Origin of the sequence: Azospirillum griseum (assembly GCF_003966125.1) — a bacterium.
Taxonomy (GTDB): domain Bacteria; phylum Pseudomonadota; class Alphaproteobacteria; order Azospirillales; family Azospirillaceae; genus Azospirillum; species Azospirillum griseum.
Window position 1 is genome coordinate 123,152 of record NZ_RXMA01000013.1, and the last position, 14,635, is coordinate 137,786.

Here is a 14,635-nt window from a genome sequence, read left to right on the forward strand (position 1 = left end):
GTTATTGCAGAGTCGCCGCAGCGGGCAGGCTCTGGACCGCGCCGATGAGGTTTTCGGTGTAAACCACTTCGGTCGGGGCCAACGCCAGCGCGCGGGCCGTCATGCGGGCAGCGTCTTCCTTGCGGCCCAGAGCGCTCAGGACCTCCGCCCAGCTCGAATACACATCGGCAAAAGTGCCATCGGTCGCCACCGCCGTTTCGAACTTGGCAAAAGCATCGTCGTACTTGCCGATCAAGGCCAACGAGAAGCCCCATTCGCTGTAGGCCGCCGCCGCCGCCGCCGCGTTCTTGGCCGCCGTCTTGTTGGTCGTCACCGACCGGAACAACTCAATGGCGCGCGAATGGTTGCCCTCGCGGGCTTCGACCACGCCCCAGTTCAGCAACGGAGACAGGAAATCCTTGTCCAGCGCGCTGGCCTCACGGAACTTCTCGATCGCACCGGGACGGTCGGACTGCTGGTAGAGCACCATGCCCCACAGATTCAGCATCCACTTGGCGTATTCGGTGTCATGGTTGTCCAATTCGCGCTGGATGATCTCCAGCGTCGGGGTGAAATCGCGGGTCAGACGGTCGCGTTTGAACTGATAGGCGGCCAGGATGTAGGGGTTGACGACGCGCATGGCCTCATAAGCGGCCCCGCGCACCAGTTGCGGCACCTGATCGTGATGGGCGGTCTTGACGATCTGGAACTGGCGGTGGTGGCTGTCATAACCGCGCAGTTTCATTTCCAGGTCGTCACCGTGGATGACGATTTCACCGGAGAAGGTGAAGGGCGTCAGCGACACCGATTCCTGCACCACACGCACCAGCGGAGTCAGGCCGACGAACTCACTGAGCACGGCGACCGGCTTCTTTTCCTCGTGCAGTTCAACCTGCCGAACCTCGGCCTTGGTGCTGGCCTTTTTGGCGATCAACTGCATCTCATCCGCCAGCCGTGTGACGATCACGGGCGAGGTGTAGCCGGTTTCCGCCGCGATGGTCTCCGGCACGTCCACATATTCGATGTTTACGGTCTGGGTGTCGGTGAACACGGCAAAGCCGAACGCAATCAGCGCCATGTAGATGGGAACGGTGAGAAATCCGAAATCCATGGTTGTGCTCCTGCGCTCAGTTCAAGGCTGAGGTTTTGTTGCCGCCGGCGGGGACCTTCGGCTCGACGATGGACACAAAACGGCTGGGATGGACGTCGCGGATGTTGAAGGTCCAGCCCTTCACCTTCGGGCTGACCAGCGACTTCGTCGCCCAATGATAGATCGGGATGATCGGGTAATCCTCCGTCATCAGCTTTTCCGCTTCCGACAGCAGGGTCGAACGTTCCGACACCTCGGTGGTGGTCGATGCCTTGGCCAGCAGTTCATCGAACTTGGCGCTGCGATAACCAGGGTCGTTGCGCGGCGGCAGCGCGGTGGACAGCATCAGATTGAGAAACACCGTCGGATCGGCGAAATCACCAATCCAGGCGGCACGGACCACCTGGAAGTCGCGGCGGGCGCGGCGTTTCAGATACTCGGTCCGGTCCGCGCTGACGCTGGAAACCAGCAGGCCCTTGCCAAAGGCGCGGGTCCATTGGGCCATCACCGCTTCGGCGATCACCCGGTTGTTTTCCGAGGTGTTGTAGAGGATTTCCAGCTTCAGCGGCTGCGCCGGGCCATAACCGGCGTCGGCAAACAGGCGGCGGGCCTCCTCCAAACGGGTTTCCATCGGTTCGGCGGCAAAGGCGGGCAGCGGGCGGCGGTAATTCGGAACGATCGGCGGAACCAGCCCATAGGCGGGCATTTCACCGGCGCGCGTCACCTTTTCCACGATGGATTCACGATTGATCGCCAGCGACAGCGCCTTGCGCAGGTTGCGGTTGCCCTTGAACGGTTCTGCCGTCAAATTCAGCGCGTAGTAATAGGTTGCCAGGAACGGCTTGTTCCAGAATTCCTTGGGCTGGCTCAGCGAAATCCACTTGACCTGATCCTGCGGCACCTCATTGGTGACATCCAACTTGCCCGACCGGTACAAGGCCATCTCTTCGCCGGGATCGGCGATGGGATGGAACAGCACGCGGTCGATGGAAACCGAGTCCTTGGCGTAGTAATTGGCGTTGCGGGTGACAACCACCGGCTTGCCGCGCTGCCATTCGACCAGCGTGTAGGCCCCGTTCGACACCATCTTGCCGGCTTCGGTCCACTTGTCGCCGTTCTTTTCAACGGTCGCCTTGTGCACCGGCAGCGCCATGTTGTCGGAGCTGAGGACGCCCAGGAAGAAGGGCGTCGGCGTCACCAGCGTGATGCGCAGGGTCGCCGGATCGACGGCCTTCACGCCCAGCTTGTCCGCCGCACCACCAGCCATGACGGCATCGGCCCCCTCGATCATCCGCAGATTGGCGGCGGATGCACCGGCGTGCGGTGCCACGGCGCGGCGGAAGCTGTAAACGAAATCCTCCGCCGTCAGCGCGTCGCCGTTTGACCATTTGGCGTTGTTGCGCAAATGGAAGGTGTAGACCAACCCGTCGGGAGAGACGTCCCACGATTCAGCCACACCCGGCATGAAACGCCCATCGGGACCGTAAACCACCAGACCTTCAAACAGGTCGCGGAAAATGTTCGATTCGATGCGGCCGTCCGTGGCGTGCGGGTCGAGCGTGGACGGTTCGCCGCCGTTGCCCCGGTTGAACACGGTTTCGGCCAAGGCGATCGAGGACGTTGCCACACTGGCACCAAGCCAGATCGCGGCCACCGTGCCAGCGCAGCGGACGATCGATTTCATCGTCTCTCCTCCGATAATAATATGACGGTTTGCGGGCGGATTCTCAGTCGAACATTTCTCAGTATGCATGAGCCACCCCACTCAGACAACCGCACCGTAGGCCCAAACAGGCCAACAATCCAAAAGACTTAACCCGTGACCGCCGCAGCCGACGCGCCCCGGACCAGCGGTTGGGGCACGGAGCGTCGTCATTTCGTCTTTTGGGCCTCGGCAGCGGGTTTTGCTGCCAGGCTGGAGGAGGTGAGGATCGCGCGGGCCATCTCCTGCTTCAACTCGTTGCGGCGCAGCGGTTCGCCCTTGCGCCAGGAAATGTGATAGTAAAGACCAGCCAACTCGGGAAAAGTTTCGAAATTGTCGAGGTTGGCGCTGGCCTTGGCCTTGTACTTCATCGCACCGACAACATCGCCCCGTTCCTGCTTCACCTCGGCGCGCAACGCCGGAACGACGGAACTGGTGGGGTCCCAATATTCGGCGTCGTCCAGCGCGGCTTCGGCCAGATCGAACTTGCGGGCGCTCATGTGCGCCCCAGCGCGAATCAGGTCGGCAGCGGCAAGCAGCATGTAGGCGCGCTGGTAGCGCGCCGCGTCGATCGTCGGCTTCAAATAGGATTCAACCTCCGTCTCATGGTCGGTGGCGAGCATGACGAAGGCGCGGTTGACGCGCGGGATCAGCAGATCGGGGTCGGCCTTGTCCGACTCCTCGAACAGGCGCGCGGCTTCCGGCAGGTTGCCCTTGTGCAGGGCGACGATGCCCGCGACGTTCAGGATCGAGGCGCGCTCCTTGGCGTGGCTCTTGGAGGCGTAGGCCACCAGTTCGCGACCGATCAGATCGTCAACCTGGGTGTAATCGTGGCTCTCATCCCCCTTCTGCAACAGATACAGGGTGGTGATGTAGGGGGCCAGATGCTCCATCACCTCCTGCGCGGCGCGACCGACCATGTTGGTGATCGGTTCACCATCCCCCCGCTTGATGACCAGCGGGAAGGGCGGCTCGTCCGGGTCGCGCACCATGGCCACGAGCTGGATCTTGCCCTCCTTGTCGTCCTTGGAGAAGCTGCCCAGCACCGAGGCCGTCTTCATGCCGAACGTGTGCTGCACGGCGGCGGCGAAATCCTCCACCTTCAGGGCGCGGGCCAGCACCACGCCCAGCGTGCGGGCGCGGTTGGACTGCACGTTCGGACGCCCGAAATAGGATTTGACATCGCTGATCTCCTGCATCTTGGAGATGAACATGTCCTCCATCACATCGCCCCGTGCGGTGGTCTTGGCGATGTCATCGGGCACATACAGGCTGACGTTGACGCTGTCCGCGTGCATCACCGCATCAGCGGACATGATGCCAAACGCGGTCGCAAGAGCCGCAAGAAGCGAAATTGGATCCATGGGGGTTCCTCGTGATGGGAGCGGAGCCTGACCGACGGGACGGCGCGCAATCGCACAAGCGCTTTCGGCAGCCATACAATCATATTAAATTTTAGGGGTCTACAGCCCGCAAAAGACCGGACACAAACATTAACCATTTGATTACAATTTCGTCAAAATCAAACACGAGATTCTCGATAATTACTAATTTTTTACTTAAATAACCAGCGGTATTGTTTTCGCCAATCTCTCATTATATTAGAATTAATTTGCAATTCTTATGAATATCTTCGACCTTTCGCTGATTTTTGTTTTTCTTGCCGCGCTGAAATTCTTTTCCTTGCACGGTGTGGATTTCCCAAAACACCCTTCCCTTGGCGATTGGAGCTGCGGTTTTCAAGAGTGGCCCATCACATTTTCTGTGGATCGGGGCTTTCCCTAGGGGGTGGAGACGAACACCCCCTCTGGGGAGCCGGGCTGATGTTTTGCCCGGGTTCCTGCACGATATCCATCACCCAACGCAGGTTCTTTCCCTGGACCAACGGCTGTTCCAGGAAGCCCTCCGTCTTCACCCGGCGCCGGGACGCCATAGGCGGAGCCGCCAACGCGCAGACGGTTTGATCGCCCAGCGAATCCTTCGCTTGACTGATTAACATGTTAATGTTTAACTCGTTAACAACAGAACAAACCCCAATCCCAGGCCACCCGCGCACCGCCGCTGCACAGAGGATATGACGGGAATGACCGACTCCGCCTTCACCCGCCCCGCCCGCTTCAGCCCCGAGGAATGGGAGGCCCGCGTCCAACTGGCCGCCGCCTATCGCATCTTCGATCATCTCGGCTGGACCGAGCTGATCTACAACCACATTTCGTTGCGGGTGCCGGGGCCGGACGCCCATTTCCTCATCAATCCCTTCGGGCTGCATTACAGCGAGGTCTGCGCGTCCAATCTGGTCAAGGTGGATGCCGATGGGGCGATCGTCGGGCATTCCGATTGGCCGATCAACCCGGCGGGCTTCACCTTCCACGGGGCGATCCACGCCACCCTGCCAGACGCCCATTGCGTGATGCACGTCCACACCACGCCGACGCAGGCGGTCTGCTGCCTGAAGGACGGGTTGAGCTTCACCAACTTCTACGCCGCCCAGCTCTACGGCAAGATCGCCTATCATGAGTTCGAGGGCATCACCGTTCACCGCGACGAGGGGGCGCGCATCCTGGCCAGCGCCCAGGGCAAGCCGGTGCTGATGCTGCGCAACCACGGCCCCGTGACCATCGGATTCTCGCTGCCACAGGCCTTTTCCCTGATGTGGCTGTTCACCCGCGCCTGCGAGGTGCAGCTCGCCACCCAATCGATGGGGGAGGCGACGCCGATTCCAGTCGCGGTCCTGGAAAAATGCGTGCGCGATTCGCTGAATTTCGATCCGAAATTCGGCGCGGGGCAGGACGCCTTTTCCGCGTTGCAACGGATCGTCGACCGCGTCGATCCCACCTACCGCCGCTGACGCGCCCATCCGGGACACCGGCGGCGACCGCCGCCGGGCGGGAATCGCGCAACCAGATAGTTAACGCGTTAACAAAAATACCGCCCTTGGCCGCCGGACAGCGGTGTGGCCGGGCGGAACCAGACGGAGGAAACCCCATGACGTGCCTTGCCTTCTCCCGGACCGTCGGCGGTCTGACCCTGGCCGTTGCGCTCGCCGCCCCTCTGCTGCCGCCCACGCTGGCCCGGGCCGAGACGGTGACGCTGAAGATCGCCCATTTTCTGCCGCCCGGTGCTCCGGCGCAGAAGCAGGTGATCGAACCCTGGTGCGCCACGCTGGCGGCCGACTCCAACAACCAGATCAAATGCCAGATCTTCCCGGCCCTGCAACTGGGCGGCACGGCGGGGCAACTCGTCGATCTCGCCAAGAACGGGGTGGCGGACATCGTGTGGACCGCGCCGGGCTATTCGACCGGGCGCTTCCCGGTGATCGAGGCGATGGAGCTGCCCTTCATCGTGCGCGACGCCACCTCTGGCAGCCGCGCGGTCTGGGATTTCTTCCAAGCCCACGCCGCCAAGGAGTTCGAGGCCTACAAGGTGCTGGCGCTCCATTCCAACGGCGGCGACACCTTCCACACCGCCGCCAAGCCCATCGCCGGGCCGGACAGCATGAAGGGGCTGAAGATGCGCGCCCCCACCCGCATCAGCGCCAAGACGGTTCTGGCGCTGGGGGGCACGCCGGTCAACATGCCCCCGGCCCAGGTGACGGAGGCGATCGCCAAGGGGGTGGTCGATGGTGCCATGTCGGCGTGGGAGGTGGTGACGCCGACCAAGCTCCAGGAAGTCACCAAATTCCATTCCGACCCGCCCAAGGGCCAACCCTATTACGCCAGCACGGTTCTGGCCCTGCTGATGAACAAGGCCCGCTACAGCGACCTGCCGCCCGACATCCGCGCGGTGATCGACCGCAACAGCGGCGCGCCGCTGGTGGAGCGCTTTGGCGCGGTGTGGGACGGCGTGATCGCCGCCACCAAGGAAAAGGTGGTGGCGGAAGGCGGTGCGGTCGTCGTCCAGACCCAGGCGGATTACGACGCCATGCGCGCCGCCGCCCGTGTGGTGGAAGAGGAGTGGGTGAAGGAGATCGGCGCGCGCGGGGTGGACGGGGCCGCGCTGGTGGCCGCCGCCCGCGCGCTCGCCGCGCGCTGATCCGTGTGACCGGAGGAACCCATCATGCAGGAACCCGTCCCACAGGATCCTCGGGGAACGCCCAGCGATATCTCGGCGCGCGGTCTGGACCGGGCGCTGCTGGCCACCGCGCGCGGCTTCGCGCTGGCCGGGGGCGGTCTGTTCATCGGTCTGATCGGCCTGTCGCTGGTGTCCATCGTCGGGCGCAAGCTGGCCAACGCCCCGATCACCGGCGATGTCGAGCTGATGCAGGTCGGCACGGCGGTGGCGGCGTCGGCGCTGCTGCCGCTCTGCACCACGTTGGGCGAGCATCTGCGCGTTGATTTCTTCAGCGACTTTGCCCCGGCGGCGGTGCGCCGTGCGCTCGACGCGCTGGCCGATCTATTGTTGGGGCTGGTCGCCCTGCTGCTGGCCTGGCGGACCGGGCTGCAAACGCTCGACATCCGCGAGGCGGCGGAGGTGACGCCGTTGCTCGGCCTGCCGCTGTGGCTGCCGATGGCGGCGATGTTGCCCAGCCTGACGCTGGTGGCGCTGTGCGCCCTGGTGCGCGGCTGGCGCGACCTGACCACCCCCGCCCCCCGTCTGACGGAGGCGCTGTCATGAGCGGCACGGCCATCGGACTGATTGGTTTCGGCGGGTTGCTGGGGTTGCTGGCGCTGCGGGTGCACATCGGTGTGGCCATGTTCATCGCCGGGGCCGGAATCTATCTGACCATGAATGGCGGGCAGAGTGCCGCCCTGCTGTTCACCCTGAACACGCTGACCTTTGCCCGGCTGTCGAATTATGACCTGTCGGTGATCCCGCTGTTCCTGCTGATGGGCCAGTTCGCCACCCACGGCGGCTTGTCGCGGGCGCTGTTCAAGGCGGCGGGGGCGTTGATCGGCCATTGGCGCGGCGGTCTGGCCATGGCCTCCACGGCGGCCTGCGCGGCCTTCGGCGCGATCTGCGGCTCGTCGCTGGCGACCGCCGCGACCATGGGGCAAGTGGCGTTGCCGGAGTTGCAGCGCCACGGCTATTCCGGGCGGTTGGCCACCGGCACGCTGGCGGCGAGCGGCACGCTTGGCATCCTCATCCCGCCGTCGGTGCCGCTGGTGGTCTATGCGGTGCTGACGCAGGAATCCATCGGCAAGCTGTTCGTCGCCGCTGTGGTGCCGGGGATTTTGGCCGCGCTCGGCTATCTGGCGGTGATCGCGCTGATCGTCCGGCGCGACCCCGCCGCCGGTCCGGCCAGCGCGCCGGTGCCGTGGGGGGAGCGGCTGCGGGCGCAACTCAACGTGCTGCCGGTGGCGCTGGTCTTTCTGGTGGTGATCGTCGGCATCTATGACGGCTGGGCCAACCCGACCGAGGCCGCGTCCATCGGGGCCGCCGCCTGCGGGCTGATCGCCCTGCTGTCGGGCGGCATGGGCTGGCGCGAATTGGTCGCCAGCGTCTACGGGACCGCGCAGGCCACCGCCATGATCTTCCTGGTGCTGATCGGGGCCGATCTGCTGAACTCGGCGCTGGCGGTGTCGCAAATGCCGGTGGAGCTGGCCGCCTGGGTGCGCGACAGCGGGATGCCGCCGCTTCTGGTGCTATTCACCATCATCGGCGTCTACATCCTGTTGGGCTGCGTCATGGATTCGCTGGCGATGATCCTGCTGACCGTGCCGATCTTCTACCCGATGGTTATGGGGTTGGAGTTTTTCGGCCTGTCGGTGGCCGACAAGTCGGTGTGGTTCGGCATCCTCGCCCTGATGGTGGTGGAGATCGGGTTGGTCCATCCGCCGGTCGGCATGAACCTGTACGTCATCAACCGGCTGGCCAAGGGCGTGCCGATGCGGGAAACGGCGCTGGGCGTGCTGCCCTTCCTGGCGTCGGACCTGCTGCGCATCCTGCTGCTGGTCTTCTGCCCGGGCGTCTGCCTGTGGCTGGTCCGCGTGATCGGAGGCTGAGACCCCCATGACATTGCATTCCCTGATACCGCAAGGATCGGGCACGCTGTACGGCGTGATCCTGAACGATCATCCATCGCTGGAACGGCTTGGAGCGGCCCTGAGCGACGCGCCCTACGCCGCCCCGCCCAAGGCCCCGGTGCTCTACATCAAGCCCCGCAACACCCACGCCGGGCCGGGGGCAATTGTCCACCCGCCGCACGGGGCCGACCGGCTGGAGCTGGCCGCCACGCTGGGGTTGGTGATGGGCCGCGACGCCACCGCCGTGACGGAGGCCGACGCGCTGGACGCCGTGGCGGGCCTGCGCCCGGTGCTGGACGTCAGCCTGCCGAATCCGGTGGTGTACCGCCCGCCGGTGCGCGAACGCTGCTTTGATGGCTCCTGCCCGATGGGGCCGGTGGTCCCGTTTGACCGGGGGGGCGATCTGGCCGCGCTCACCCTGCGCACCCGGGTCAACGGTACGGTCGTGGCCGAACGCCGCCTGTCTGATCTGGTGCGCCCGGCGGCCCGGCTGCTGGCCGATGTCACCGCCTTCATGACCTTGCGGGCGGGCGATGCGCTGACGCTGGGCATCGCGCTGAACGGACCACAGGCCGGTCCCGGCGACCGCGTGTCGCTGGAGATCGACGGCTTTGCCCCGCTGGAAATTCGGATCGGAGACGCCACGCCATGAAACACGCCCGCATCCGGTACGAGGGAACCCTCCACGCCGCCACCGCCGCCACCCCGGAGGGCGAGGCCCTGCGTCTGGCCGATGGCCGTGTCATCGCCGCCGACGCGGTGGAGGCGTGGTTGCCGCCGGTCGAGCCGGGGACCATCTTCGCCCTTGGTCTCAATTACGCCGACCACGCGAAGGAGCTGGCCTTCAAGCCGCCGGAAACGCCGCTGGTCTTCCTGAAGGGGCCGAACGCGCTGACCGGCCACCGCGCCACCACCACCCGCCCCGCCGGGGTCGCCTTCATGCATTACGAATGCGAGCTGGCGGTGGTGATCGGCCAGACCGCGCGCGACGTGCCGCGCGCGCGCGCCTATGAGGTGGTCGCCGGGTACAGCGTGGCCAACGATTACGCCATCCGTGACTATCTGGAAAACTACTACCGGCCCAATCTGCGGGTGAAGAACCGCGACGGGGCGACGCCGCTCGGTCCCTGGCTGGTGGACGCTGCCGACGTGCCCAACCCGATGGATCTGCGGCTGCGGACGTTGGTCAATGGCACGGAAACCCAGTCCGGCAGCACGCGCGACATGATTTTCGACGTGCCGCACCTGATCGCCTATCTTTCCTCCCTGATGACCCTGTCGCCGGGCGACGTGATCCTGACCGGCACGCCGGACGGTCTGGCCGATGTCCGGCCCGGCGATCAGGTGGTGACGGAGATCGAGGGGATCGGCCGTCTGGACAACACCATCGTCGGCGACCGCTGACCACCCTTCTCCCAAAGAACGCCACCCCAAAGAACAATGTGAGGAACGCCATGGGAACGCTCGCTCTCGCCGCCAAGATCACGCATGTGCCGTCGATGTATCTGTCGGAGTTGGACGGCCCGCACAAGGGGTGCCGGGCCGCTGCCATCGCCGGGCATCAGGAGATCGGCCGCCGCTGCCGCGCCCTGGGCGTGGACACCATCGTGGTGTTCGACACCCATTGGCTGGTGAATTCCGGCTATCACATCAATTGCGCCCCGCGTTTCGAGGGCGTCTACACCAGCAACGAACTGCCGCACTTCATCAAGAATCTGCCCTACGCCTATCCCGGCAATCCGGAGTTGGGGCATCTGCTGGCCGACGCCGTCACCGCTGCCGGGGTGCGCACCCGCGCCCATTCCGACACCACCCTGTCGCTGGAATACGGCACGCTCGTGCCGATGCGCTACATGAACGCGGATCAGCATTTCAAGGTCGTCTCGGTCTCCGCGCTCTGCACCGTGCATGATCTGAAGGACAGCGCCACCCTGGGCCGCGCCGTGCGCCAGGCGATCGAGGAGCGCTATGACGGCACGGTGGCGATCTTCGCCAGCGGTTCGCTGTCCCACCGCTTCGCGCAGAACGGCGTGTCGGAAGAGTATCTGCACAAGATGTGGGATCCCTTCCTGGAGCAGGTGGACCGCCGCGTGGTGGATCTGTGGACGCAGGGCAATTGGGCGACCTTCACCGCCATGCTGCCGATGTACGCCGAAAAATGCTGGGGCGAGGGCAACATGCACGACACCGCCATGCTGTTCGGCGCGCTGGGCTGGGACCAGTACCGGGGCAGCGTGGACATCGTGACGCCCTATTTCCCATCGTCGGGCACCGGGCAGATCAACGCGGTGTTTTCGGTCTGAGGGCTGCGACCATCCATCCCCGTCACGAAAAGGCCCTCGACATGCCGCATCTCATCGTCGAACACACCGACAATCTGGGCGAAGACGCCGCCATTCCCGAACTGTTGCGCAAGGCCAACGCCGCGCTGATCGCGCAGACCGGGGTGTTTCCCATCGGTGGCATCCGCTCGCGCGCCATCCGCCTGACCGATTACTGCGTGGCCGATGGCACGGCGGACGACGCCTTCGTCCATCTGACCCTGAAGATCGGGGCCGGGCGCAGCGCGGAGCAGAAGCAGGCGGCAGGCGACGCCCTGTTCGCCATGGTCACGGCGCATTTCGCCGCCCTGTACGCCCGCCGCCCGTTGGCCCTGTCGCTGGAAATCCAGGAGTTCAGCGAGGCCGGAACCTGGAAGCAGAACAACATCCACGCCCGATACACGAAGTAAGGACACGCCATGCTGACCCCGGACGCCATCCAGGCCGCCGCCGCCCGTCTGCATCAGGCCGAACAGAGCCGGACGCAAACCCGCCAGATCTCGTTGGACCATCCCGATATCACCATTGAGGACGCCTACGCCATCCAACGCTGTTGGGTCGCCGCCAAGATCGCCGAGGGGCGTCGGCTGGTCGGGCACAAGATCGGCCTGACCTCCCGCGCGATGCAGCAATCCTCGCAGATCAACGAGCCGGATTACGGCGCGCTGCTCGACGACATGGTCTTTCCCGATGGCGGCGACATCCCGCTCGACCGCTTCATCGTGCCGATGGTGGAGGTGGAATTGGCCTTCATCCTGAAAAGCCGGTTGGAGGGGCCGAACGTCACCCTGTTCGACGCGCTGTCGGCCACCGATTGCGTGGTTCCGGCGGTGGAGATCATCGACGCCCGTTGCCACCGCATCGACCCCGACAGCAAGCGCCCGCGCACGGTGATGGACACGATTTCCGACAACGCCGCCAACGCCGGGATCATCCTGGGCGGTCGGCCGATGCGCCCGTTCGACACCGATCTGCGCTGGGCCGCCGCGCTGCTCCATCGCAACGGCGTGATCGAGGAAACCGGCGTCGCGGCCGGGGTGCTGAACCATCCGGCCAACGGTCTGGCCTGGCTGGCCCGCAAATACGCCCCGCACGGGGTGGCGCTGGAGCCGGGACAAATCATCCTGGCCGGATCCTTCACCCGTCCCGTTCCGGTGCGGTCCGGTGATACCTTTCATTGCGACTATGGCCCCTTCGGGTCCATCGGCTTCCGTTTCGTGTAAAGGAGAGCGTGCCGCGATGAAGACACCGGAGAACGCGTTCAAACGGGCGTTGGCGGCGGGAACGCCGCAATTCGGCCTGTGGCTGGGGCTGGCCGATCCCTATTGCGCCGAAATCGCCGCCGGGGCCGGGTTCGACTGGCTGCTGATCGACGGGGAGCACGCGCCGAACGATCTGCGCAGCGTGCTGGCCCAATTGCAGGCCATCGCCGCCTATCCCGGCAGCCATCCCATCGTCCGCCCGGTGATCGGCGACACCGCGATCATCAAGCAGACGCTGGATTTGGGCGCGCAGACGCTGCTGATCCCGATGGTGGACACCGCCGAGCAGGCGGCGGCGCTGGTCGCCGCCACCCGCTACCCGCCCGACGGGGTGCGTGGTGTCGGCAGCGCGCTGGCCCGCGCCTCGCGCTGGACCCGCGTCCCGAATTATCTGGACGAGGCCGACGGCGAGATTTGCCTGTTGGTGCAGGTGGAAAGCGTGCGCGGTCTGGAGAATCTCGACGCCATCGCGGCGGTTCCCGGCGTGGACGGCGTGTTTTTCGGCCCGTCGGACCTGTCGGCCTCCATGGGGCTGCGCGGGCAACCGAACCACCCGACGGTGCGCGCCGCGATTGAAGACGGCATGGCCCGCGTCCGTCGCGCCGGGAAGGCCCCCGGCGTGCTCGCCACCGACGAGGCGGTGGCCCGAGCCTATCTGGCCGCTGGCGCGTTGTTCGTCGGGGTCGGGGTGGACGCGACGCTGTACGCCCGCGCCACCAGCGCGCTCGCCGCCCGCTTCCGGGACGCGCCCGCGCCGACACCAAGCACCGGCGGGGCAAACACCGGCGGGGGGTACTGAGTCCGGGGGGCGTCCGTCGTCGCCCCCGCCGGTCCTTGCTTACGCCCCGGGGGCGACGACGAAGCAGGCCATGCCCAGATCGACCAGCCCGGAGCAGGTGGCCGCCGCGTCCTTCTGCGACAGCCCCGACAGGCGGGCGCGGTAGAGCGGCCCGGTCTGGGTGTCCACCGCCTGCACGATCTTTTGCGTGTGCGACAGCATGCCGGGCAGCGACCGGCGGGCGCGGTCGATCACGCGCGAACTGTCGTCGGCGGAGCGGAAGGCACCAAGCTGCACGGTCCAGGCCCCGGTCGCGCCCGCGCGCAGCGCGGCGGTGGACACGGTGGCCGGGGCGGCGGGGAGGGAGGTGTCGGGGGCGATCACCCGCGTGACCGGCGCGGACGGGACCGGCGTGGAGGCCGGGGCCGACACGCTTGGGGTGGGCGGCGGCAGCGCCGCCACCGCCACCGACGACCGGCCGGGTGACGGTGGCGGGCTGTAGCTGGGCGGCGGCGCGCTGTCCGCAACCGGGGCGCTGTAGGCTGGCGCGCTGTAGGACGGGGCGGGCGTGGCGACGATGGGCGCGCTGTCCGCCGCCGTGGCCACCACGATGTCGGCCCCGTTGGGCGCGGTGGTGCGGTTCAGACGCGGGCCGACCGAGGCGATGTAACGCTTGGTTTCGCCGGGCAGGCTGCGCTTTCCGGCCAGATAATCGCCGTAGCAGCCCGGCCCGCAATTGTAGGCCCCGAGAAAACCGGGCGCGCCGAACAGATTGTACATCTCGCGCAGATAGGCCGTGCCCGCGATGATGTTGTCGTGCGGATCGAACGGGTCGGACCCGAGGCCGTGCTTGCGCCGCATCTCCTCATAGGTTCCGGGCATCAGCTGCATCAGCCCCATGGCCCCGGCCTTGCTGACGATGGGCTTGCCGTTCATCATGGTGCGCCCGCCGCTTTCCTGGCGGATGACCTCGCGGATCCACAGTTCGGGGATGTCGAACCGTTTGGACGCTTCCGCGACCGAGGAATCGATGTCGGCCTGCGACACGGTGCGCGGCCCACTGGCGCAGGACGCCACCAGAACCGACAGGACGGCGCTGACCAGAAGCGGTGTAACGCGACGCACGGATCCCTCATTTCGCTGGGTCGACGGCCTTGGTGATGGCCGGACTGGCGGGGGACGATTGCATATTCGGACCGCCCCGTAAACTCCTGCCCGCTGCCCCCGGGTGCCTGCTGACAATCCTGAAGGCGCTTCGTCGGCGATTCTGCGCACAGCAAAAGCCCCTGAAAGCGGAATGCTTTCAGGGGCTTTTGTAGATTTGGTTGCGGGGGCAGGATTTGAACCTGCGGCCTTCAGGTTATGAGCCTGACGAGCTACCGGGCTGCTCCACCCCGCGGGCGATGGGTTTGGTGAGTGAGGATGACGGGCGCTTGAGTTGGTGTGTTGATGTGTGTGTGGTTTCTCGTGTGCCTGAGTGACCTGGCGGCGACCTACTCTCCCACGCCTTAAGACGCAGTACCATCGGCGCAGAGGCTTT

The 14,635-nt window shown here is 65.6% G+C and carries 14 protein-coding genes and 1 tRNA gene; 10 read left to right on the forward strand and 5 right to left on the reverse strand.

The window, feature by feature from the left end:
* Position 1 precedes the first annotated feature (1 nt).
* The 3 genes from EJ903_RS15000 to EJ903_RS15010 all read right to left on the reverse strand — a co-directional run bounded on the left by EJ903_RS15000 (position 2) and on the right by EJ903_RS15010 (position 4,087).
* The gene (locus tag EJ903_RS15000; RefSeq protein ID WP_126616833.1) at positions 2-1,090 is read right to left on the reverse strand and encodes a tetratricopeptide repeat protein; all 1,089 of its coding nucleotides are present in this window, start codon (positions 1,088-1,090) and stop codon (positions 2-4) included.
* Positions 1,091-1,106: 16 nt separating this feature from the next.
* A complete protein-coding gene (locus EJ903_RS15005) occupies positions 1,107-2,753 on the reverse strand; it encodes a peptide ABC transporter substrate-binding protein (RefSeq protein WP_126616835.1) in 1,647 nt (548 codons plus the stop codon).
* Positions 2,754-2,941: 188 nt separating this feature from the next.
* Positions 2,942-4,087, reverse strand: coding sequence for a hypothetical protein (locus EJ903_RS15010; RefSeq protein WP_210211449.1), 1,146 nt, complete (start codon positions 4,085-4,087; stop codon positions 2,942-2,944).
* 767 nt (positions 4,088-4,854) lie between these two features.
* On the opposite strand from EJ903_RS15010, the gene EJ903_RS15015 reads away from it, so the two are divergent.
* The 10 genes from EJ903_RS15015 (at position 4,855) to hpaI (ending at position 13,116) form a co-directional block, all read left to right on the forward strand.
* The gene (locus EJ903_RS15015; RefSeq protein WP_210211450.1) at positions 4,855-5,619 is read left to right on the forward strand and encodes a class II aldolase/adducin family protein; all 765 of its coding nucleotides are present in this window, start codon (positions 4,855-4,857) and stop codon (positions 5,617-5,619) included.
* A 137-nt stretch (positions 5,620-5,756) separates the two neighbouring features.
* Positions 5,757-6,803 carry a TRAP transporter substrate-binding protein gene (locus tag EJ903_RS15020; RefSeq protein WP_126616839.1) on the forward strand — a complete coding sequence of 349 codons (1,047 nt, stop codon included), beginning with the start codon at positions 5,757-5,759 and terminating at the stop codon, positions 6,801-6,803.
* 24 nt (positions 6,804-6,827) lie between these two features.
* A complete protein-coding gene (locus EJ903_RS15025; RefSeq protein WP_126616841.1) occupies positions 6,828-7,385 on the forward strand; it encodes a TRAP transporter small permease in 558 nt (185 codons plus the stop codon).
* Complete coding sequence (locus tag EJ903_RS15030; protein WP_126616843.1) at positions 7,382-8,713, forward strand: TRAP transporter large permease; 1,332 nt, start codon at positions 7,382-7,384, stop codon at positions 8,711-8,713. Before EJ903_RS15025 ends, EJ903_RS15030 begins: the two co-directional genes overlap by 4 nt.
* Positions 8,714-8,720: 7 nt before the next feature.
* Entirely contained in the window at positions 8,721-9,386 is a 666-nt protein-coding gene (locus EJ903_RS15035; protein ID WP_126616845.1) for a fumarylacetoacetate hydrolase family protein, read from the forward strand.
* Positions 9,383-10,138 (forward strand): fumarylacetoacetate hydrolase family protein, encoded by a 756-nt coding sequence (locus EJ903_RS15040; protein ID WP_126616847.1) that lies wholly within the window; start codon positions 9,383-9,385, stop codon positions 10,136-10,138. Before EJ903_RS15035 ends, EJ903_RS15040 begins: the two co-directional genes overlap by 4 nt.
* Positions 10,139-10,188: 50 nt before the next feature.
* The gene (hpaD, locus tag EJ903_RS15045) at positions 10,189-11,037 is read left to right on the forward strand and encodes a 3,4-dihydroxyphenylacetate 2,3-dioxygenase (RefSeq protein WP_126616849.1); all 849 of its coding nucleotides are present in this window, start codon (positions 10,189-10,191) and stop codon (positions 11,035-11,037) included.
* Between the two features lie 41 nt (positions 11,038-11,078).
* Positions 11,079-11,465, forward strand: coding sequence for a 5-carboxymethyl-2-hydroxymuconate Delta-isomerase (locus tag EJ903_RS15050; RefSeq protein ID WP_126616851.1), 387 nt, complete (start codon positions 11,079-11,081; stop codon positions 11,463-11,465).
* Positions 11,466-11,474: 9 nt separating this feature from the next.
* Entirely contained in the window at positions 11,475-12,278 is an 804-nt protein-coding gene (hpaH, locus tag EJ903_RS15055; RefSeq protein ID WP_126616853.1) for a 2-oxo-hept-4-ene-1,7-dioate hydratase, read from the forward strand.
* A gap of 16 nt (positions 12,279-12,294) precedes the next feature.
* Positions 12,295-13,116 carry a 4-hydroxy-2-oxoheptanedioate aldolase gene (hpaI, locus tag EJ903_RS15060; protein WP_126616855.1) on the forward strand — a complete coding sequence of 274 codons (822 nt, stop codon included), beginning with the start codon at positions 12,295-12,297 and terminating at the stop codon, positions 13,114-13,116.
* Positions 13,117-13,155: 39 nt separating this feature from the next.
* Here hpaI and EJ903_RS15065 read toward each other — a convergent pair whose 3' ends face one another.
* Both EJ903_RS15065 and EJ903_RS15070 read right to left on the reverse strand, forming a co-directional pair.
* Positions 13,156-14,220 carry a transglycosylase SLT domain-containing protein gene (locus tag EJ903_RS15065; protein WP_126616857.1) on the reverse strand — a complete coding sequence of 355 codons (1,065 nt, stop codon included), beginning with the start codon at positions 14,218-14,220 and terminating at the stop codon, positions 13,156-13,158.
* A 197-nt stretch (positions 14,221-14,417) separates the two neighbouring features.
* Positions 14,418-14,494, reverse strand: a tRNA-Met gene (locus tag EJ903_RS15070).
* Positions 14,495-14,635 lie beyond the last annotated feature (141 nt).